Origin of the sequence: Candidatus Borkfalkia ceftriaxoniphila (genome assembly GCF_004134775.1) — a bacterium.
Taxonomy (GTDB): domain Bacteria; phylum Bacillota; class Clostridia; order Christensenellales; family Borkfalkiaceae; genus Borkfalkia; species Borkfalkia ceftriaxoniphila.
This window is the reverse complement of the sequence record NZ_SDOZ01000002.1, coordinates 1,446,412-1,468,637: the sequence shown is the minus strand read 5'-3', so window position 1 is coordinate 1,468,637 and position 22,226 is coordinate 1,446,412. Positions and strand designations below refer to the sequence as shown.

Sequence of the window (22,226 nt, the reverse complement as noted above, 5' to 3'; positions counted from 1 at the left end):
TTGCAGAAATCGTTAACCGCGCTGGGCGATATAGAGTTTATATTGCTGGGTGAGCCACTCGATATATTCCGCAGCCTGCGTAAAATACATTGCCGAGTATTCGGGATAGGTCACCGCGGGATCGGCGGAGGCGTTCCACGCCTTGGTGGGACAGTTGAGATAGAAATTATTTTCCGCCGTCTGATAGCCGTTGGCGACCGCCGCCGTCATGTTGTAGAAAAGCATGCAGTCGGTGGGATTGGAGATGGTCTTCGCATTCTCCACCTTTTCGATCCAGCCCCTCTCCTCTTCGGTATAGTTGTTGAACAGGCGATAGGCGAAATCGTCGTTGTATAAAAATTTGAACACGCCCGAATAGGGAGGGTTGGTGAGGTATCTGTCCTCTTTGCCGGCGGGGAATGAATAGTACCCCTCTCCCGCGTCTACCCAATGTTCGCCTTCGATGCCGTAGGAGCACAACTCGTAGTTCTCCACGTCGGAATACAGCCAGTCGAAATAAGCGAGAATGAGTTCCGCCTTTTCCGAACGCTTGTTGATGATCATGCAGTCGGTCGCCTTGGAAACTTCGACGAAAGCGCCGCTGTTTTCGATCGCTTTGCCCTGCGCGTCCACCGCGTCGAGCGGTCCTAAAATGGTAAATTCCGCATTCTTATCCACCGCTTTTACCTGGCGCGCCACGTCGATGAGTTCTAAAATATTGGTATCCACGCAGTAAATCGCGCCCTTGCCGTTGGAATAATCGGTGATGCGCTGTTCCTTGGTCTTGACCTGATTGTCCGCTTCCCACAAGCCTTCTTTCTGCCACAGGTATTCGTAGCCGAGCACCTTGTCGTACCCCTCGGAAAGCCAGCCGGGGACGACCTTATCGATACTGCCGTCGTCGTTGTAAATGACCGATTTGTACTGATAACCGGGCGTGCCGCACGCGCCCGCCGTAATGGCGAATTCGATGTCGTAAGAATTGCCGATCAGCGGCATGGTGCACGCGGGGATCTCGGCTTTCATCTTGCGCATCATATCCGTAAAGTCGTCGATGGTCTGACAGAATTTGAGTTTGCCGCCCGACGCCGCCGCTTCCGCCTTGTCTTCGGTATAGCCCGCTTTCGTCATATAATCCTTGCGGATGAGTATACCCTTGGTCTTGGATTTGACGGAGGAAGGGATCCCGACCACTTCGCCCGTGAGCGTGGTGGTCGCGTTCATGACTTCGGGCGCGATCGCCTCGCCGATGTGCTCGTAATTGTCTAAAAGATCGGCAAGATCCATGGAAACGTCCTGTTTTAAGACAATTTCGTCCAGACCTGCCTGACCGAGGTAACTCACCGCCATATCCCATTTGCCCGTGGTCATTACCCCGCCGAACTTGGTGCTGAACGTGGCGTGCGATTCGTAGTTCACCTGGAAATTCACGGCGTTGCCCGTGTCTTCGTAGAACTTCTTCTCAATGGCGTCCTTTACGTACGCCTCGTCGCTGCCCTTGATATAACTGCCGTAAATGTTGCTCGCGTCCACGTACACGGTGATCTCGGCGGCGTTTTTCTTCGCCTCTTCCCACGAGCCGCTCGGCTTGGGAGTCGGCGTGCCCGAATCACGGCAGGCGCAAAGCCCCAAGAGCATACACGCAGCCAAAGCCGCGCATAACAGTTTTTTCATCTTGTTCCTCCTGATTTTTTTATTCTTTCACCGATCCGAGCAGCACTCCGTTGATAAAGAACCGCTGCAGGAACGGATAAACGATGACGATAGGTAAAGTCGAAACGATGACCGCCGCGCTCTTGATCCCCTCGGAATTGAGCCCGATGGTCGAGCCGCCGCCGATGGAACTGACGAGCGAGGAAAAATCCGTTTCCAGTTCTCTCACGAGCGACTGCACGGGCCACAAATGTTTGTGCGAACTGTCTATGAACAGCATCGCCTGGAACCAGTCGTTCCAGATGGCGACCGCCGAATACAAAATGATGGTCGCCATGATGGGAAAACCGAGCGGCAGCACGATCTTAAATAAAATTATCACGTTATTTGCCCCTTCCAACTGCGCCGATTCGACCAGCGCCTCGGGAAGGTTTCCGAAAAAGTTTTTGGCGAGCACGATATACCAGGCGTTGACGGAAAAGGGAAGAATGATCGCCCACTGGGAATTCATCAGCCCCAGTCCGTTGATGACCAGATAATAAGGAATGGTCCCGCCCGCAAACAGCATGGGAATCACGAGCACCATCACGAAAAACTTTTTGAACACCAACTTTTTTCTGGAAACGGCGTAGGCGTACAGAGAAGTCGTGATGACGAGGAAAAACGTTCCCAAAGCGGTCATAAACAGCGAATTTCCCATCGCCCGCAGAAAGAGGTCCTGCGCGGTGAATATGTATTTGTAGGACGAGAGAGAAAACTCGCGGATGATCACGCTGTACCCGTATTTCGTGAGCATGTTCGCCGACGTGAACGAAGCGCACACGATCAGGATCGCGGGATAGACGAACATGACGGTCAAGAGGATCATCAGGAAAATATTGAAAATGTCGAAGGCTTTTTCGCCCTTGCTTTTGATCAGCATAATTTTTCCTCCCCCCTTAGAACATGCCCTGCATGCCCATCTTTTTGACGATGATATTGCCCGATAGCACGAGCGCCAGCGATACTACGCTCTGCATCAGTCCCATCGCAGTGGCGGTGGCGTAGGCGGATACGGTGCCGATCGCCTTGAAAACGACCGTTCCGATGACTTCCGTCGTTTCGATGAGGTAGGAATTCCCCCCGCCCGTCATGGTATAGATCTGATCGAAATCGTCGCGCACGAGATTCCCGAGGCTGAATATGAGTTGAATGCCGATGACGGGGAACAGCCCGGGCAGCGTGATATGCCACAGTTGGTTGACGCGCCCCGCGCCGTCGATGGTCGCCGCCTCGTACAGAGCGGGATCGACGGCGGTCATCGCCGCAAGGTACACGATGGTGGAATAGCCTACCGTCTTCCAGATAGAAGTAAAGGTGAGGATCGCCCGCCAGTACTGCGGTTCACTGTACCACTGCACCGCATCGCCGCCGAACAGCGCGATGAGTTGATTTAAAATACCGCCGTCCGCCGCGAGGAAGAGATAGGCGATGCCCGAAACCACTACCCACGACAAAAAGTACGGGAAATACGAGATAGTCTGCACCGACTTTTTGAACCAGTTGTTTTTGAGATAACTGAATAAGATCGCCAGCAGGATGGCGCAAAGAAATCCGAATATGAATTTCAGCCCCGCCAGGATCACCGTGTTTCGCGCCAGCATACCGAAACTCGTGCCCGGCGTCGTCAAGACGTCGTAAAAGTTTTTAAAGCCGAGCATGCCCGCCCATTCGCTGCCGAAGATCCCGTCGTCGATGGAAAAATCCTTGAAGGCGAGCACGATGCCCGTCATCGGCGCGTAGGAAAATATGATCAGCATGACAAGCGCGGGCAGCATCATCAGATACAAGCCGTAATTCTTGCGGATAAAGCGGCAGCGCGCGCCCCGCCAGATTTTTTTGAACCAGCCGCGCCAAATGCCGACCGCGATGAGCGCCGCCAGCAACAGACCGGCGCCCGAAAGGCACAAAATCAGCGTGAGATTGGCGCTTTCGACGAAGTACACGTAGCCCGTAAAGCAGTCGACGCTGCGCTCCACGCCGACGGGGTCTTCCCCCTCGCGGATCTCCGTCACGTTGACGACGGACTGCACGGGCGTCACCTTGACGGCGTTGTCGCCCACAAGTTCCACGTTTCTGCCGCCGACCACGCCGATCTTGCCGTTGAAACGGAAGGTGATGGATTCCAGATTGGAAAAGCCGACGATATAATACGTGAAGATCATGCCCTTGTCGTTCGCGGCATACGGAGAATCCTGCGCGGTAAATTCTTTGGCGGTCAGTTTTTCCCCGCCCGAAGTGACGGGAGAAAAGGCGCGGGATTCGTCCGCCTGGTTGTTGAAATTATAAATAAATTCGTTATAGTTCTGAATATTTTTATACTTTCCCTTTTCCCAGTTGGAAACGAGCGACGTCTTGTTCATTTCCTTGATGAAATCGGAAAAGGACATAAAATTGTACTGTCCTATTCCCTCTATGTAACGAATCCTGCGGAAAGAGATCTTGACGGAAAATCCGTCCGCGCTTTCCTTGACGGATTTGAGTTTCAACACGTCTCTGCCCTGAGACAGTTTTGCCGCGCCCTCGAAAATCTCGTTGAGTTCGCTCTCGATACTTTCTTTCGTCACGCCCTCTTCTTTGGAAAGAGTCAACGTCGCCGTGCCCGAGCCGTCCCTGTCGAGTTGAACGTCCAGCGAAGCACAGCCGCTAAGCACCAGAATCGCGGCGGAAACGACGAGCAGAATCGTAAGTATTTTTACGGCGATCTTTCGCATATTGCCTCCTTACACATTTTTATCATCCGATCTACACAAAGTATAGTACAGAATACAATCGAGTACAATAGCACAATTTAACCAGTTGTTTAGCATTTTTTGACTTCCGCATAAGTGCCCGTCCCGCGCGCTTATTTAACGAATTGAAACGAATGATTTAACGAATTTTTACTCGTTTGCCTTCCCCCCCTATACAAAAGCGCCGAATCATGTACAATTAGGTTTAATTCAGTTAAAGGGAGTAACAAATGCGCGACAACGACATTAAAATAGACAATAAATTCCATTATAATTTCAATTATCTGAACAATCCGCGCTTATTTAACGATTTATTACTTTTTCAACTCGGTGAAATTTACTGCGACAACGGCGCGAGCGTGAAAAGCCACGTGCACGACGATTTTTTCGAGATCACCTACGTCATTTCGGGAAAAGGAACCTCGTATGCGGGCATCGTGCCCACGGAGATCTCCAAGCACGATATCTTTTTATCCCTTCCGAACGAAACGCACGAGATCGTTTCCGACCAGGCGGACCCCTTGCGCTACTATTTTCTGGCATTCAGTTTCAAGGAGCGGTCGCAGTTTCACGAGATCATGTATCAGGACAAACTGTTAAAACTCGGCGCGCGGCTGCGGGTGTACAACTCGCCGCCCATGGCGGCGTCCTTTACCGAACTGATTTCCCAGTTAGAATCGTATAACGAATATTCCGCACTTAAATTCGAACTGCTCGTAAAGGTGCTCTGCATCAACGTAACGCAGGTATTTTCCAATATTCACACCCAGCACTACACCTCTCCTTTGATCGACAGCGAACAGACGCTGTACTACCGCATCATCAACTATATCGACCACAATCTGACCAAGATCGACCGCCTCAGCGACATTGCGGGCGAACTCAACTACAATTACGTGTACATTTCGCGCGTGTTCAAAAAAAAATTCGGGAAATCCATCTATACGTATTTTTCCGATAAAAAACTGGATATCGCCAAACAGTTGATCGAAACGAGCAACATGACCATCACGGAAATAGCCGCCTATCTCAACTATTCCTCTATTTTCGTATTCAGCCGCGTGTTCAAAAACAAGTTCGGCATCAACCCCAGCACCTACCGCGCACAGAAAGTCCAAAAATAAAAAGAAACGCCCGAAAGCGTTCCGCTTTCGGGCGTTTCTTTTATACTTTTTGCAGGGCGTCGGCGGCGCGCTCGGCATCGCGCCGCGGCGCGGGCGCGCCCAGAATCGGTCCGAGCGCCTCCAAAAGGCGGAGCGCGTATAGGTCGTGCCCCGCAGAATTGGGATGAATGGCGAAATTCGGATCGGAAAAGAGCGAAAAATCGTGCGGCAGAAAGGGATAGCAGTCTATGACGGATATCTCGGGATACCGCGCGTACACCTGCCGCATTTTTTCCGCTATGTCGCGCAGGGAAAAGCGCACGCCCGCCTCGTCCGAACGCCACACGGGCAGCAGCGCGACGATCTTCGCGCGCGGAAAGGTGCGTTTCGCCGCGCCGATCACCTGTTCCATCTGTTGCTCCAACAGCGCGAACGCCTCTTGCGGCTCCGCCGTGCCGCCGCAAAAACTGTTGGTGCCATTCGCGATCATCACCACGTCCGCGGGCATGGGATATTCGCCCAGAATGGTGTAATCGGAAAAGGTGCGGCCGCTGACAGCCTGGTCGATCGCGTAAAAATCGTACGCGTTGGTCACTTGGTTAAAATACGCGGCGCAGGGGTCTATGCACTCGCTGCCCTCCGTAATGGAATCGCCGAAAAAGTAGACGGTCTTTGACTTTTCGACTTTTGCAAACCGCGCGCCCTCGGAAAACCGCGCTTTTTTGAGCGCGACGGACGCGGAAGCGGGAAAGACGATCGTCCAGCGGTTGGCTGCGGGGCTGTGTTCGGGAAGTTCGAACCGCACTTCGTATTCCCTGTCCTTTTTCACCGTAAGTACGGATACGTTCTGCCGCGCGCCGTTCAGCAAAAAGCCGAATTGCAGAGGCCATTCGGGCGCAGGAATGTCCGTCACTTCGAACTCAAGCGCAAAAAATTGCGTATCCGAATAAAAATCCAGTTCCACGTTCGTCTGATAGGCGGGAGAATTGCGCGTCGTACATAAAATGTTCTGCGCGACGTTCAGGCGGTCGAAATACACCCCGTCGGGCGCGTTGTGCCAGAAGAGATAATTGCAGGCGAGCCCCTCTTCGATCAATTTCCGCACGCCCGCGTCTATCGGCCAATCGCCGTTTTCCGACTCCGTAAAGGTAACGCTCTCCTCGTCCAGTTCGACCGCAACGCTCTTGCGCGCATAAAACGCCGCGTCCGTGATCTCTTCCCGCCCGTTGCCGTAGGAAGTTTTAAATTGCCCGCCGTTGATTTCTACATAGACGCGGTATTTCGTGAGCGTAAGTTTTACGCGATAACTTTGCCCCGCAGCAAAACGACCCTCGATCACGTTGGACTTTCGCGCGAAATCGGGCGCGTAACCGTTGCAGCAAAGATCTCCGCCGTCTTTGAACACGGTGAATTTGGATTGAAAAATTTTATCCGAAGTAAATTTGCCCGTTTCGCCCACGTTGACGAGAAAAATTTCGTCTTCATAGGGAAAATTCTCGTCCTCTTCCAAAGAATCGGGAACGCGGACGACTTTGAAGCGGAATTCGAGCGTCACCACGTCGCGGGAAAAAGCGCGCGCGGGACGCACGTGAAAAACTCTGTCGATGAGCATATGCGCATTCAAAAGGCACGCAAAGCAGTTGCGTGCCTTTCACTCCTTTTATAAAATATCAGTCTTTCTTTTTGCGTGCGAACGCGATGACGCCCGCAGCCAGCACCAGCGCGAGGGAAACGCCCAGAGCGCTGTACGCGACGGTGTTCGAGCAGCCGCCTTTGGAATTCAGGCTGTCCTCGTACGTTTTCAGGGCGCTTTCCGCCGCCGTCAGTTTGGAAGAGGAAGTAACCTGCTGTTTCTGCGCGTCGGTCAGCGCATCGTACGCCGTGCGGGCGGCTTCGATCGCCGTTTTGGCCGAATCGTAGTTTTCCGCGGTGATTTCTGCGGGCAGCGCGTCGATCTGCGCGTTGACTGCCTGCGCCGCTTCCTTTTCGGACAATTCTTTTTCATATGCGGCGAGCGCGCTTTCCGCCGCCGTCAGTTTCGCATAAGAAGTTATCAGAGCGCGTGCGTCCTCGCTCAGCGCGTCGTATGTCGCTCTCGCGGCGATGATCGCCGACTTCGCCGCCGCGTAATTTTCGGCGTTGACGCTCGCGGGCAAGGCTTTTAAGAGTTCTTCCGCAGTTTTTGCGGCAGCCATGCCCTGTTCGTACGCGGCGATCTTCGCTTCGATCTGCGCGATGAGATTGCTCTGAAATTCCCTGGACTGCGGATAATTCATGTCCGCCTGCGCCGATTTCAGTTCTGCGAGAACGGCTTTTACTTGCTCGACGTTGGCGGTAGTAACCGTTTCCGTCGCCGCGTTATTCGCTTTTAAATTGAGCGCGGGGATATCGAGGTCGGGAATGAATCCCTCGCCCTCTTCGATGCCCGTCACCGTCAGAGAGTTGATGTTTACGAATTTATCGGGTGTTCCCGCGTCCGAAGTGAACATACCGAACGACATAAAACTGTCGCCTTTGATTTTTTCGTTCGTGCTGTCGTATCCGAAGGTGGTCATCTGTCCGCTCGGTCCCACGAATTTGATCTCTGCGTGTACGCCCGTATCGGTGTCCGCAGTGGTGATCCAGATCTTCGTATCCTGTTTATACCACCACCAGACCGAAGTATTGTCCGCCACGGGTCCGCCGTTGGCTTTGTCCTTGATCTCGGTTTTCGTCACCGCGCCGTCCTTGCAATCGTACATAAAGCAGCCGTCGCCGCCGATCTGCAAGGCGAGATAATTCCCCTGCTCTACGGGTTTGATATTTTCTACAAAGGTATAACTTTTCGATTCGTTTTTAAACACGAAATAAAAGTTGCCGTATTGTCCCTGCGAAAGCGTGCCCGTCATGTCGATCGTGATGGTCGAGGCGGCGGGTATGGTCTGGTTAGAGATCATCGCTGCGCCCTGCGTATCGAAAAAGCCGACGCCGCTCGTTCCGAACTGGAAACACGCGGGATTGACGCCACCCTTCCAGAACGCGGAAGACGTAGCAAGATTTTCCAGAGTTACTTCGGGCTGCTGCTCCGCGGCGAGCGTCGCGTTAAAGGTTTTCAGCGTGATATTTCCTCCGTCTTTCACTTCTCCGAAATATCCGACGGAAACTGAAAAATCGCCTTTGAGCGCCACGTTGTCCGAAGTATAGGTAAGAGTTTTCGTTTCTCCCGTATTGTCCGACCAACCGCTCGCAAGATATTTGACCTCCACGTCCACGCCCGTTTCGGTGTCGGTCGTTTTGATCTCCAAAGCCGTCGTCTGTTTGTATACGTACCACGTATCGAATCCGCTGATAATGCCGTCTCGGCTCGTTTTCGTTACGACTCCGTCTTTAGATTCCACAAATTGCGTTACCCAACTTGCGCCGAACACGAATCCAAGCCAATTCCCCGCGGAACTCGTTTCGTTATCTTGTACGATTTTTTTAGGAGCGTCGGGTGAAACGGTATCTTCGGATTTGAATAACACATACATGTTTCCCCAAGTCGTTTGCGGCGTATTTCCCACAAACTCGAACTTCATCGTTGAATTTGCGGAAACTTTTTTGGAAAATGCCATAGCCGTATCCATTGCCGTCATTTTCATGCCGTTTTCGTCGAACGATGTCGTCGTATATCCGACGCTGGTATCTTTCCAGTTCGCCTGACTCGTCGCGAAATTTTCGGGCTCGTCTGCGGCATAGGCAAGCGTAAACCCGAATACGGAACACAGCAGGGATAAAGCCATAATTACCGATAATACTACGGTTCCCCTTCTTTTCATAATCTACCTCCATAGATTTATTATCGGTTTCATTGTAGCAATATTTTTTCTTACAGTCCATATCACAATTTAACTATTTATTTGATAATTTTAAACTTCACCCCACAATTTTTAACTTATTGCAACAAAAAAAGCACAGCCGCTCGGCTGTGCTTTTTCTTAATTTTTCGCTCGTTTTTTCAAAAGGTGCAACAATACGTAAACGCCTATCAGCACTGCGACCGTGACGCCGAGTATTAAAAACATCGTTCCAACTTCCACTTTATGCCCGAAGAAGAACATATTGCAATCGAAAGAAGTGCGGATGCCGTCCACCACTTCGGGCGGGAAATAATTTCCGATTTCGGCGAGCACGCCGCCCATGAAATGATTTCGGAAAAGCCCCGTGCCGTAGGTGCCGGGAAGCAGAGATACGAAGATCTGAATGCCATTCGCAAACTGCGAAATGGGCATATACGCGCCGCTGATAAAACCGTAAACGGAACTTACGACGACGCTGACGGCGGTGCTCCCGCCCTGCGTCTTTATAAAAAAGCATATGACGGAAGAGAGAGCCGTACCGAACAGCGACAGCAAAAATACGTCGAGAACGATGAAAAGCGCGTCGCCTGCGGAAATATACCAGCCTACGCAGGCAAGATAGATAAAACCTGCGCCGAGCGCCACGTAACAGATGGCGGCGGTGACGGCGGCGGTCGCCAGGTAATACGAGAGCGCAAGATAGGATTTTTTGTACGGCGTCACCGAAAAATCGCCGATCGCGCCCGTCACTTTATCCTGCACGATCTGCATATTGGCGCAAAACGCGACCGTGACGCAACTCACCGCCAGAAGCGAAGAAAGAAGCCAGCCGCCGACAAAGCCTTCGATGACTTTATCGGGCACAACGATATCCGCGGGAACGGAAGAATAAAAACTGTCGCGGTACACGTTCCCCAAAAAGAGCACGAACAGTACGAGCAGAATGAGCGGCGCGATCAGGGAGGTGAAAAACGTTCCCTTATCCTTGAAAAACATTTTGATATGGCGTCCTACGAGCGCCGAAAGCGTCTTCATGCGTTTTCCTCCGCTTTGAGTTTTCTCCCCGTTACCGCGAGGAACACGTCGTCCATTTTTCCCTTGGTGATCTCGTAATCCTTGAAAAGTTCGGGATGTTTCAAAATCAGTCCCGTCGCTTCCGCCGTATCCGAAACGGCGACGCGGAAGGCGTCCCGCAATTTTTCATAGGACTTTCCGAGCGCGGCTACGCTTTCTTCCGCCACGTTGTACAGGGTGACGAAATCGCCCGTGTACTGATTTTTCAGCGCCAGCGGCGTGCCCTCGGCGGCGATACGTCCGCGGTCCAGAATGACGACGAAATCCGCCTCCGCCGCCTCTTCCATATAATGCGTGGTCAGAAACACCGTCATATTTTCGTTCTGCCTCAAATGAGAAATAAAGTTCCAGACGAGTTTGCGCGTCTGCGGGTCGAGTCCCGTCGTGGGTTCGTCGAGGATGAGTATTTTTGGACGGTGCAAGAGCGCGCGGGCGACGTCGATGCGCCTTCTCTGCCCGCCCGAAAGTTTGCCGACGGGGCGGCGCAGCAGGTCGGAAAATTCCAGCATTTCCGAAAGCGTAGAAAGCCGCTCATCGAATTCTTTTCCCGTAATGCCGTACAAGGCGGCGCGGTATCTGAGATTGTCTTTGACCGACAGCACCTTATCGAGTACGGAACTTTGAAAGACGACGCCGAGATCGCGCTTGATCGCGTCCGCATTCTCGTCGAGATCGACGCCGTTGATTGTAACAGAGCCGCCGTCCTTTTGCAAAAGGCCGCAGATGATGGAGATGGTGGTGCTTTTGCCCGCGCCGTTTTCGCCGAGAAAGGCGAACAATTCGCCCTGTTTCACGCGGAAACTCAAATTGCGCACCGCCTGCACTTCTCCGAAACTTTTACAGAGATTTTTGATCTCGATACTGTTTTCCATATGCTCTCCGATGATAAAAAAGCGAAACCGAAAATCTATTCGGTTCCGCTCCCGTTCTTATTTGCCGTCTACGAATTCGAGTACTTTTTCGTACAGTTTATCCGCGTCGGCGACTGCCGTAAACCGCACCTTTTTATCGCGCAGTTTGGAAAGGCTCTTGGGCACTTTCATCGCCGTTGTCAAATTCAGATGCTTGATCGCCTTGAAAGAATCTTTGATGTCGTTGCCCGTCAAGGCGTACATGACGTCCTGCGGGAATTTATAGGGACTTGCCGTGGACACGACCACCATGGGCGTTTCGTCCTTGCTCACCGCCATATAGCCGCTCGCAGCGTACATGGCGCAAGCGGTGTGCGTATCCATCGGATAGGCGTACTCCTCGAAGAATTCGTAAATGGTCTCCACCGTTTCGTCCTCGCCGCAGAAATCCGCCGCAAACAGGCTTTGGATCTTTTCGCGTTCCTCTTCGTAGATCTCGTACACGCCCTCCTCTTTCAGTTTGTCCATGCGCAGTTTCACGCGCGTAGGCTCTCTTCCCGAAAGTTCGAATAAAAGGCGTTCGAGATTGCTGGAAATGAGGATATCCATGGAAGGCGACATGGTTTTATAAAATTCGCGGCGCTTGTCGTACACGCCCGTTTTGATAAAGTCGGTCAGGATATTGTTTTTATTGGATGCACATACCAATTTTTTGACGGGCAGCCCCATGCGCTTGGCATAGTATGCCGCCAGAATGTTTCCGAAATTGCCCGTGGGCACGGCGAAATTCACCTCGTCGCCCATAGCGATCTGATCGGAAGACACCAGATCGAGATACGCGGAAAAATAGTACGCGATCTGCGGAGCGAGCCTGCCGAAGTTGATGGAATTCGCCGACGAGAGAATGACGTTCCTCTTTTTCAGTTCTTCCTTTACGTCGTCGCTGGTGAAAAACTGCTTGACGGCGCTCTGGCAGTCGTCGAAATTGCTGCGCACGGCGACGACGTTCACGTTGTCCCCTTCCTGCGTCGCCATCTGCAATTTCTGCATTTTGCTCACGCCGTCGTTGGGATAGAACACCATCACCTTGACGCCTTTCGCGTCCTTGAAACCTTCCAGCGCGGCTTTACCCGTATCGCCGCTGGTGGCGACGAGGATAAGGACCTCTTCCTCGATGCCCGAAAGGTCGCAGCCCTTTCTCAAGAGATAGGGTAAAAGGGTGAGCGCCATATCCTTGAACGCACAGGTGGGGCCGTGAAAGAGTTCGAGCATATAGAGCGAAGAATCGATCTTCACGAGTGGGGCGGGATCGTCGCCCTCGAACTGGGAATACGCCTGTTCGCAGGCGGTTTTCAGTTCCTCGAAATCGTAATCGTCCAAAAATTTATACAGTACGGTCGCCGCGCGCTCGGCGTAACTCATGGGAAGCATGGCGGATAACTCTTCCGACGTCACTTTCGGAAAAGTTTCGGGGACGAACAGTCCCCCGTCTTTGGCGATGCCCTGCGCGATCGCCTGCGCGCCCGTGACGCTCTCATTCCCCCGCGTGCTGATAAAACGCATAATGTTCTCCTTGTTCCACGCGATAAACCGACGTAAAACCACGTTTTACGCCCGCGCTTTTCTCTCCGATAGAATTATAATAAAATGCCGATACAATCCCGCAAAATATTGCGGGATTGTATCTATGTACCGTTATGCTTTTCCGCCCCCGAAAAGGGGCGCGCCGTATTAGAGATATTTGGTCACGAACTCGGGAAGTTCGCCTTTATCCGCGCTGCAAGTCACGTACACGGTCAGCCCGTTCTCTTCGGACAGTTTGTCGAGCATATAGTAGAAGGCGGGCATATCCTTGATCTCCTTGCCCGCGATGCGCGCCGCGCCGTCGATGAACAGATATTCGTTGTCGTTGTTGGCTGCGACCACGCCTTTGACAAAGCCGCACAGCGCCTCTTCGCCCGCGATCTGGTAATCGGAAGTATCGATCATGCGGATCTCGCGTTTCAGATCGTACATATAACGCTTGGTATTCGTGATAAAAATCAAATGGCCCTTTGCCGTCTCGATCTTGCTGTTCGCCTCGTCGATAATGATCTTAGTTTTGCCCGTTCCTTTGGGTCCGTATATAATTTTAATCATCTGAACCTCCGTTCACAATATTATTGGTATCTCTATTTTAACTTATTTTTGCCGCAGTTTCAATAACTTTTATAAAATATTTTGAAATATTTTGAAATTTTTCACAAAGCGGCAATCAGTTGCCCTTTTTCACACGGCCGAATGCGACGAATTCGCGGTGCTTGTTGTGGTCTATGCTGCGGATGATGCTGTCCAACTCGTCGTCGCCCCAGATGCTGTTGCGCCCCGCCGCGTATTCCGCGTCGATGATCTCTTTGATCTTCACGACCAAATCGTCTTTTTTATCGATCTTATGCTCGTCGGGCAGGAAATAATAGTCGTTGATCCAATAGGCGATGCCCGCCAGCCCGCTGGCGTTGTTGATGGAAACGCGCGCGGGGCGGTTGAGGATCTTCGCCGTATCGAAAATGTTGTAGATCTCGGGATCTTTGAGCATTCCGTCCGCGTGGATGCCCGCGCGCGTCGCGTTGAACGAGCGCCCCACGAAAGGCGTGTTGTGAGGTATGATATAGCCGAGTTCGTCCTCGAAATAGCGCGCGATGTCGGTAATGGCGGTGAAGTCCATGCCGTCGTCTGTGCCGCGCAGCGAAGCGTACTCGATCGCCATCGCTTCGAGCGGGCAGTTGCCCGTGCGCTCGCCGATGCCCAGAAGAGAACAGTTGACCGCGCTCGCGCCGTACAGCCACGCCGTGGCGGCGTTGACAACGACTTTATAAAAATCGTTGTGTCCGTGCCATTCCAAAAGTTCGCTGGGAACCCCCGCGTGGTGGTTGAGCCCGTACACGATGCCCTGCACGCTGCGCGGGAGCGAGGTGCCGGGATACGTCACGCCGAAGCCCATCGTATCGCACATGCGCACTTTGACGGGAATGCCGCTCTCTTTGGAAAGGTTCATCAGTTCGTTCGCGAACGGCACCACGAAACCGTAAAAATCGGCGCGCGTGATGTCCTCGAAATGGCAGCGCGGACGAATGCCGTGCGAGAGAGCGCTCTTGACGATGCCGAGATATTTGTCCATCGCCTGCGCGCGGGTCAGGTTCATCTTTTTAAAGATATGATAATCGGAACAACTGACCAGAATGCCCGTTTCCGCCACGCCCGCGTCCTTCACGAGTTCGAAATCTTTCTCGTTGGCGCGGATCCAGGTGGTGATCTCGGGGAATTTCAGTCCGAGATCCTGGCACTCTTTGAGCGCCGCCCTGTCCTTGTCGCTGTACAAAAAGAACTCGGACTGGCGCACGATGCCCCTTTTGCCGCCTAGCCGCGCCATCAGTTTATAAATATCGACGATCTGTTTGACGGTGAAAGGCGAAGTGGACTGCTGCCCGTCGCGGAAGGTGGTGTCGGTGATCCAGATCTCCGCGGGCATCTGCATGGGTACGTTGCGGTAGTTGAACACCGTCTTGGGGATGGCGTCGTAACTGTACAGATCGCGGAACAGTTCGGGTTCCTTTACGTCCTGCAATTCGTACTGATACGGATCTTCTTCCAGAAGATTTCTGCCGGGACGATAAGAAATCATCAGAAGACCTCCTTGACGAACGATTCGATGCGGTTCAAGCCTTCCGCGATGTCCTCTTTGGAGATCGCATAGGAAAGGCGCACGCACTCGTCATCGCCGAACGCGATGCCCGGCACCACGGCGACGCCCTTTTCGAGGAGCATATCCGCAACGTCCAGCGAGCCGTTGATCTTGCGGCCGCCGAAACGCTTGCCGAACAGGTTTTTGACGACCAACATAATATAAAAAGCGCCGTCGGGCACGATGAGGTCGAGCCCTTCGATCTCCCGGATGCGCCCGATCATGAATTTTCTTCTGTCGTTGAACACGTCGCGCATGGCGTTGAGTTCGTCCTCGCTGCCTTCGAGCGCGGCGATCGTCGCGTACTGGGAGATCGACGAAGGATTGGAAGTGGCGTGGCTCTGGAAAGAGTCGATCGCCTTGGCGACGTCTTTGGGAGCCGCCAGCCAGCCGATGCGCCAGCCCGTCATGGCGTAGGTCTTGGAAACGCCGTTGACGACAACGGTACGTTCTTTGAGTTTCTCGCTCGCCGCGGCGATGGAGAAATGTTTGACGCCGTCGTAGATGAGTTTGGAATAGATCTCGTCGGAAAGCACGTAAATACCCGCCTCTTCCACCACTTTGCCGATGGCGCGGATCTCCTCTTCGGTGTACACGGCGCCCGTGGGATTGGAGGGAGAGTTGAACACGAGAAGTTTGGTCTTGGGCGTGATCGCCTTTTTGATGTCTTCGGGCGAAACTTTGAAGTGGTTGTCCTTGCGCCCTTCCACGAACACGCTCACGCCGCCGCAGACCTTGACGAGTTCGGGATAGGTGAGCCAGTACGGAGCGGGAATGATGACTTCGTCGCCTTCTTCCAAAAGCGCGAACATCGCGTTGAAGATGGAATGTTTCGCGCCCGAGGACACGATGATCTGGGAAGGCTCGTAATCGAGGTTATTGTCTTCTTTGAATTTTTGCGCGATCTTTTTGCGCAGTTCGAGCAATCCCGAAGAGGGCGTATATTTGGTAAATCCCTTATCGAGCGCCGCTTTCGCCGCGTCGATAATGTGCTGCGGCGTGTTGAAATCGGGCTCGCCCGCGCCGAAACCGATGATCGATTTTCCTTCCGCTTTCATCGCCTTCGCTTTTGCGGTGATCGCAAGGGTGAGAGATGGAGAAATGGAGGAAATTCTTCTTGTGATGCTCATGATTTTCTATACCTCGTAAAAATTTATTGACAATAAATAAAATCTGTGCGAAACCTTATGCTTCCTCTTCCGACGAAAGCTGGGCTTCGCGGTCGGCGATGGCAAGGCTTTCGATCATCTGGGAAATGTCGCCGAGCATGAAATTGTCCAAGGAGTACAGCGTCAGCCCGATCCTGTGGTCGGTGACGCGGTTCTGCGGGAAATTGTAGGTGCGGATGCGCTCGCTCCTGTCGCCCGTGCCCACCTGATTTTTTCTGTTCTGCGAATATTCGCTCTGATATTTGGTATTGTAGTAGTCGTACAGGCGGCTCTTTAAAACTTTCATCGCCTTTTCGCGGTTTTTGATCTGCGAGCGCTCGTCCTGACAGGTGACCACGATACCCGTGGGAAGATGCGTCAGGCGGATACAACTCTCCGTCTTGTTGACGTGCTGGCCGCCCGCGCCGCCCGAACGGTAGGTGTCGATTTTGAGATCTTTTTCGTTGATCTCCACGTCCACGTCCTCCGCCTCGGGCAGAACCGCCACTGTGACGGTGGAAGTATGCACGCGCCCCTGCGATTCCGTTTCGGGCACGCGCTGCACGCGGTGCACGCCGCTCTCGTATTTGAGTTTGGAATAGACGCCCTTTCCCGATACGGAAAACACGACTTCTTTCATGCCGCCCAGTTCCGTATCGCTCATGTCGATGATATCCAGTTTCCAGCGCATGCTCTCCGCATAGTGCTGGTACATGCGGAACAGTTCCGCCGCGAACAGGTTCGCCTCTTCGCCGCCTGCGCCGCCGCGGATCTCCATGACCACGTTGCGCTCGTCGTTTTTATCTTTGGGCAATAAAAGGATACGCAGTTCCGCGTTGATCGCCGCCAGTTTTTCCTTACAGGCGTACCCTTCCTGCACGAGCATATCCTTCATTTCGGCGTCGGTTTCCGTTTCCGCCGCGGCGAAAGCGTCCTCCATTTCCTTTTCCACCTTTTTGTATTCGAGATACTTTTCGGCGGATTCGGAACAGTCGGAATGCTCTTTTGCGCACTTCGTCCATTTTTCGGGGTCCGCGATGACGGCGGGATCCGCCATCTGTTCGGACAGCGCGCGGTATTTGGCGAGAATGTCTTCTAATTTCTTTATCATAATAACCTTAATAGACGGCGCGCACGATGCGCTCTACCCCTTCCAGATCGCGCGTGACCATGGTGTAGTCGAATTTGGAAAAGAGTTTTACGATCTCCTGCGCCTGCCCGATGCCGCACTCCATGATGAGCGCGCCGCCGCGAACGAGATGCTTGGGCGCTTCTTTGGCGAGCCTGCGGTAAAAATCCAGCCCGTCCTCGCCGCCGTCGAGCGCCATCGCGGGTTCGAATCCCACTTCTTTGGGCAGCGTCTTCATGTCCGCGCTCTTGACGTAGGGAGGGTTGCAGGTGATGATATTGTACTTCCCTTTGATCTTGGCAAAGAGGTCGCTCTCGACGAATTTCACGTCCGCCCCGTTGGCGCGCGCGTTTTCTTCCGCGAGCGCGAGCGCGTCCGCGCTGACGTCCGCCGCCGCGACGGAAATATTTTTCTGTTTGGCGATCGCGATCGCCACCGCGCCGCTGCCCGTGCAAAGATCGAGCACTTTGTCCCCTTCCTCGTACGTTTTGACGGCGATCTCCGCCAGAAGTTCGGTTTCGGGGCGGGGAATGAGCACGCGTTCGTCCACCTTGATCTTGTAGCCGTAAAATTCCGTGTCGCCCAGGATATACCAGAGCGGACGGCCCCCGAGTCGTTCGCGGGCGATCTTGTCCATGCGCGAAACTTCCGTGGGCACGAACATTTTTTCGCTCGTGTATAGCTCGCTGCGGGCAATGCCGCTCGAACAGGCGACGAGCCACTCCGCGTCGCTCTCGTCGATCGAGGCGGCTTTGAATTTTTCTTTGAGCGTTTCCACATACTTTCTGACGGTCATGGAAACGGTAAATTCCGATTCGGGGATCGAAGGATCGGCGTCCATCTGATAGACGCTGTTGAAGGCGGCGATGGCGACTTCGAGCATGGAATCGTCCGGCTCGCGGGTCGTGAGCCGCTGCAACAGGAATCCGGGCGCCTTGACGGGCAGCAGGATTTTGCTCTGCGATTTCGCGAGAAGTTTCAAGACTTCGTAGGAAAGCCCCGCGACCAGCGGAATGAACAACAACTTGACGGCAAACTGAATGAGATAGTTGACCACGTTGTTGTAGACGAAAATATTGAGATATTCGTCGCACAGCCAGTTGATGATCGAAAAGACCACGATGGAGACCGCCATGACGAGGAACATAAACGTCGTGCCGCAGCGGTCGTGGATGCGCGAACAGGTCTTTGCGTTTTCGGGCGTAAGGTCGAGCCCCTTTTCAAAGCAGGTGATGGTCTTATGTTCGGCGCCGTGGTACATGAACACGCGGCGGATATCTTTCATCGCGCTGATGGCGACGATATACAGGATAAAGATGACGAGGCGCAGCCCGCCCTGCGTAAGGTTGTACCATACGTTGCCGAAACGCAGATTTTCCGAGAAAATGAGGTTGGCGAGCAGCATGGGCAGGGCGACGAACAGCCCCACCGCGAGCGCCACGCCCAGAACGGTGGCGATGACGGAGATCGCGCTCATCATGTTGATATGCAGTTTATCGCGGCACCAGATCTCGAATTTCGAGGGTTCGTCGGTGTCGCCGTACACTTCCGCGCTGCGCATCAAGATCTTCGAACCCGTCACGAGCGAGGATACGAAGTTGACGACGCCGCGCACCAGCGGGATCTTGGAGGCGCGGCGCATATGTTTGGAGATCGAGAGGCGCTTTTTCTCCACCTGGATATTGCCCTCGGGATCGCGCACGGCAGTCGCGTAGGAAGTTTTGCCGCGCATCATCACGCCCTCTAAAACCGCCTGTCCGCCGATGTACGTGCGCTGTTCCTTTTTCTTTGTCTTTTTTTCTTTGCTCATAAAATTTTCCGTAAATGTGGTTAGAAGGAGCGAATGCCGAGAATAAAGAAAAATCAGCCCCAAGAAACACTTAGAGCTGACAAAAACTAAATTCCGTATCTTTTTTTAAACTTATCGACTCTGCCGCCGGTATCAACGAGTTTCTGTCTGCCTGTGAAGAAAGGATGACATTTACTGCAAATATCCACTTTGAGAATATCCCCTTTTTTGGTAGAGCCGGTTTTGAACGTAGCGCCGCAAGCGCACGTGACCGTGACCTCGTGATAATCGGGATGTATTTCGGGCTTCATAATTTCACCTCTTTTCGATTACTTTCTTAATTGCCCCGCCCGCAGGCGTGCGGACGTCGGGGAAACGTTCTTCCGTTTTTATAAGATGCTGATTTATTATATATTATTTTGTGGGACAAGTCAACCGGAAAACGGGCGGGAAATACGAATTTTTCAAAAAATTTCAAAGAATTCGCAAAGGCGCGCTTTTTGCTTGATTATTTCGGCCGCTTGCTTTATAATTACCCGTATAAGCGATAAAATGGTGCAAATGTCACCCTTTTATAAAACCAAAAAAATTTCAGGAGTATTATGAAAACTTGTAAAATAGTTTTCCCCCGCGTATTGCAGACGGAGGAACGTCCGGACAATATCAGTTCGCCCGAACAGGCGAAAGTAAAGATCACGTCCGCACTTTTGACCGCCGTGGAATACGCGGCATACCGCGGCGACGAAGACCTCAAATATCCGCTCGTCCCCGGGCGTTTCGCCGTGGGCATCGTGGTGGAGGCGGGCGAAAACTGCTGCGCGGTGGAAAAAGGCACGCGCGTCTATCTCAACGGCGTCTATGCCTGCGGGCAGGACGCGGAAGAAAAACTGTGCGTTGCGGGCGCCGACTGCGACGGATTCTTGCGCGACTTTATCGTTACGGACGAAGAAAAACTTTCCCCTCTCCCTGCGGCGGTGAGCGACAAAGAGGCGGTGTTTACCGAAGCCGTTGCGCTGTGCGAGGCGGTGGCGGATAAGATCGAGGCGGACAAGGGGCGGCACATCGCCGTCATCGGCGCGACCGCGCTCGGCATGATCCTGTGCCAACTTTTGATCTATCATCAGGCGGTGCCCGTACTCATCGATTCCGATCCCGAAAAGTTGAAAAAAGCCAACCGCGCGGGCATATATTACACGCTGGCGGCGGACGAAACGCTGCAAAGCAATCTCTCGCAGATCACGGGCGGGCGCATGGCGTACGGCGGCGTGCTGATGACCGAGAGCAAACTTTCGCCCGAACTTCTGTTTTCCGTGACAGGAAGCCACAAAAACGTCGTGTTCGCGGGATTCACCGATCCCGACCACAAGATCTCCGTCAAACAGGCGTTCCGCAAAAATCTGAACGTGTTCAGCGTCAACAACGGATATTCCTACACCTCGGCGGCGATCAATCTATTGGTCAACAAGGCGGTCAACGTTTCCGCGCTCGAATGCCCTTCCGTGCAGGCGACCGATATCGAACAGGCGCTCGCCGCGGGCGCGAAAGATCTGGACGACGGGAAATATCCCGCGTGCACGCTCCTCAATATGATGTGACAAATTGCCGCCGAATCTTTTGGCGGCTTCGTTTCTTTTTTACGGGTGGACCATGCGAAAATTTTTCAAACTCATTTTCAGCAAATTTTTTATATTCAGTCTTATTTTGCTCGCGGAAATCGGCATTCTCGTATTTTTCGTGCTCTTTCTCAACTCTACCATACACTCTGCCATTTTTACGGGCATCACGATCGCGCTCGACGTCATATTCGTGCTGTACATCATCAATTCCGACATCAACGCCGAATATAAGATCGCCTGGATCGTGCCGATCCTCTTTCTGCCCATTCTCGGTTGTCTGTTTTATATCATCTTCGGGCGCAAAAGACTCTCCAGGTTCACGCGCAAAAAACTGACGCGCAATTTCCGCGGCGTGGAATGCCTGTACGAGAGCCGCCGGGGCGTTTTAGAACGCTTCGAAGAGACGGACGCATTCTTTGCCAGTTGCGCGAAACTCATCTCGTCCGAGGGATATCTCCCCCCGACCGACTGCGAAGAGGCGCTCTATTTCAAGGTGGGCGAAGAATACGCGGAAAAACTCATAGAAGTCCTCGAAGGCGCGAAAAAATATATTTTTCTGGAATATTTCATCATAGCCGAGGGAAAATTCTGGAATCGCGTTCTGGAGATCCTCACGGAAAAGGCGCGCGAAGGCGTGGACGTGCGCGTCATTTACGACGATATCGGCTCGATCATGACGCTGCCTTTCTATTACCCCGAAAAACTGAAAAAACTCGGCATCAAATGCTGTTGTTTCAATCGTTACCGCCCCGTTCTGGACGTGGCGCAGAATAACCGCACCCACCGCAAGATCGCGGTCATCGACGGCGAATACGCCTTTACGGGCGGCATCAACCTTGCGGACGAATACGTCAACGAACAAGCGCGTTTCGGACACTGGAAAGATACGGGCATCATGCTGCGCGGCCGCGCCGTGCAGAACTTCACCACCATGTTTTTGCAGTTGTGGACGGTGGAATTCGGCAACGAAAAATACGGCTACGAGCAGTATCTCGCGGAGGGCGGCCCGGGAAAATACCTGTGCGTGCCCTTCGGCGATTCCCCTTACGATTCCAACCGCCAGATCTGCGAAGATCTGTATATCAAGATCATCTACAACGCGAAAAAGTACGTCTATATCAACACGCCCTATCTCATCATCGACGGCGAAATGAAAAAGGCGCTCGTTTCCGCCGCCCATTCGGGCGTGGACGTGCGCATCACCGTGCCGCACATTCCCGACAAAAAATACGTGTTCGCACTGACCAAGGCGTTTTATTCTCCTCTCGTGAAAGAGGGCGTCAAAATTTACCAGTACACGCCCGGATTCATACACGCCAAGAGCATCGTCAGCGATTCCCGCTATGCCGTCATCGGCTCTTCCAATATGGATTTCCGCAGTTTTTATCTGCATTTCGAGTGCGACGTTTTAATGTACGGCGAAGATTTCTGCAAACAACTGCGCGACGACTATCTCGACACCTGTAAAAACAGCGAACTCATCACAGAGGATAAGATAAAAATTCGCCTGCACAGCCAGATCTACCGCGCGGCGCTGCGGATCTTTGCGCCGCTCATGTAACGATTTACGAGGA

Annotated in this window: 17 protein-coding genes; 3 read left to right on the top strand and 14 right to left on the bottom strand. The window is 53.0% G+C overall.

Translation table 11 applies throughout. The features are described from left to right. Window positions 1-12: 12 nt before the first annotated feature. Genes ESZ91_RS06795 through ESZ91_RS06785 form a run of 3 tightly spaced genes read right to left on the bottom strand, consistent with a single transcriptional unit; the run spans window position 13 to window position 4,385 of the window. Complete coding sequence (locus ESZ91_RS06795) at window positions 13-1,653, bottom strand: type 2 periplasmic-binding domain-containing protein (protein WP_129225449.1); 1,641 nt, start codon at window positions 1,651-1,653, stop codon at window positions 13-15. A 19-nt stretch (window positions 1,654-1,672) separates the two neighbouring features. Then, window positions 1,673-2,554: a carbohydrate ABC transporter permease gene (locus ESZ91_RS06790; RefSeq protein ID WP_129225447.1), complete on the bottom strand. Its 882-nt coding sequence runs from the start codon at window positions 2,552-2,554 to the stop codon at window positions 1,673-1,675. Window positions 2,555-2,570: 16 nt separating this feature from the next. Continuing rightward, window positions 2,571-4,385 (bottom strand): ABC transporter permease, encoded by a 1,815-nt coding sequence (locus tag ESZ91_RS06785; RefSeq protein WP_129225445.1) that lies wholly within the window; start codon window positions 4,383-4,385, stop codon window positions 2,571-2,573. Between the two features lie 248 nt (window positions 4,386-4,633). Between ESZ91_RS06785 and ESZ91_RS06780 the strand changes: the two genes are divergently transcribed. Beyond that, window positions 4,634-5,527 (top strand): AraC family transcriptional regulator, encoded by an 894-nt coding sequence (locus tag ESZ91_RS06780; RefSeq protein ID WP_129225443.1) that lies wholly within the window; start codon window positions 4,634-4,636, stop codon window positions 5,525-5,527. A gap of 40 nt (window positions 5,528-5,567) precedes the next feature. Here the strand turns inward: ESZ91_RS06780 and ESZ91_RS06775 are convergent, their stop codons facing one another. The 11 genes from ESZ91_RS06775 to rpmE form a co-directional block, all read right to left on the bottom strand. Next, window positions 5,568-7,118 carry an SGNH/GDSL hydrolase family protein gene (locus tag ESZ91_RS06775; RefSeq protein WP_129225441.1) on the bottom strand — a complete coding sequence of 517 codons (1,551 nt, stop codon included), beginning with the start codon at window positions 7,116-7,118 and terminating at the stop codon, window positions 5,568-5,570. 58 nt (window positions 7,119-7,176) lie between these two features. Then, window positions 7,177-9,303, bottom strand: a complete 2,127-nt coding sequence (locus tag ESZ91_RS06770; RefSeq protein ID WP_129225439.1) for a GumC domain-containing protein — start codon at window positions 9,301-9,303, stop codon at window positions 7,177-7,179. Window positions 9,304-9,462: 159 nt separating this feature from the next. Beyond that, a complete protein-coding gene (locus ESZ91_RS06765; RefSeq protein ID WP_129225437.1) occupies window positions 9,463-10,359 on the bottom strand; it encodes an ABC transporter permease in 897 nt (298 codons plus the stop codon). Further along, window positions 10,356-11,270, bottom strand: a complete 915-nt coding sequence (locus ESZ91_RS06760; RefSeq protein WP_129225435.1) for an ABC transporter ATP-binding protein — start codon at window positions 11,268-11,270, stop codon at window positions 10,356-10,358. Before ESZ91_RS06760 ends, ESZ91_RS06765 begins: the two co-directional genes overlap by 4 nt. A 57-nt stretch (window positions 11,271-11,327) precedes the next feature. Continuing rightward, the gene (gene thrC / locus ESZ91_RS06755; RefSeq protein WP_129225433.1) at window positions 11,328-12,812 is read right to left on the bottom strand and encodes a threonine synthase; all 1,485 of its coding nucleotides are present in this window, start codon (window positions 12,810-12,812) and stop codon (window positions 11,328-11,330) included. 168 nt (window positions 12,813-12,980) lie between these two features. Beyond that, window positions 12,981-13,388, bottom strand: coding sequence for a hypothetical protein (locus ESZ91_RS06750; RefSeq protein ID WP_129225431.1), 408 nt, complete (start codon window positions 13,386-13,388; stop codon window positions 12,981-12,983). 115 nt (window positions 13,389-13,503) lie between these two features. Then, on the bottom strand, window positions 13,504-14,910 hold the full coding sequence (locus ESZ91_RS06745) for a beta/alpha barrel domain-containing protein (RefSeq protein ID WP_129225429.1): 1,407 nt from the start codon (window positions 14,908-14,910) through the stop codon (window positions 13,504-13,506). Further along, window positions 14,910-16,100, bottom strand: coding sequence for a pyridoxal phosphate-dependent aminotransferase (locus ESZ91_RS06740; protein ID WP_129225427.1), 1,191 nt, complete (start codon window positions 16,098-16,100; stop codon window positions 14,910-14,912). Before ESZ91_RS06740 ends, ESZ91_RS06745 begins: the two co-directional genes overlap by 1 nt. A 55-nt stretch (window positions 16,101-16,155) precedes the next feature. Continuing rightward, entirely contained in the window at window positions 16,156-17,229 is a 1,074-nt protein-coding gene (gene prfA / locus ESZ91_RS06735) for a peptide chain release factor 1 (protein WP_129225424.1), read from the bottom strand. 7 nt (window positions 17,230-17,236) lie between these two features. Further along, window positions 17,237-19,057, bottom strand: coding sequence for a peptide chain release factor N(5)-glutamine methyltransferase (prmC, locus tag ESZ91_RS06730; RefSeq protein ID WP_129225422.1), 1,821 nt, complete (start codon window positions 19,055-19,057; stop codon window positions 17,237-17,239). A gap of 86 nt (window positions 19,058-19,143) precedes the next feature. Then, entirely contained in the window at window positions 19,144-19,347 is a 204-nt protein-coding gene (gene rpmE / locus ESZ91_RS06725) for a 50S ribosomal protein L31 (RefSeq protein WP_129225420.1), read from the bottom strand. 291 nt (window positions 19,348-19,638) lie between these two features. Between rpmE and ESZ91_RS06720 the strand changes: the two genes are divergently transcribed. Both ESZ91_RS06720 and cls read left to right on the top strand, forming a co-directional pair. Continuing rightward, on the top strand, window positions 19,639-20,631 hold the full coding sequence (locus tag ESZ91_RS06720) for an alcohol dehydrogenase catalytic domain-containing protein (RefSeq protein WP_129225418.1): 993 nt from the start codon (window positions 19,639-19,641) through the stop codon (window positions 20,629-20,631). Window positions 20,632-20,683: 52 nt separating this feature from the next. After that, window positions 20,684-22,213 carry a cardiolipin synthase gene (gene cls, locus ESZ91_RS06715; RefSeq protein ID WP_129225416.1) on the top strand — a complete coding sequence of 510 codons (1,530 nt, stop codon included), beginning with the start codon at window positions 20,684-20,686 and terminating at the stop codon, window positions 22,211-22,213. Window positions 22,214-22,226 lie beyond the last annotated feature (13 nt).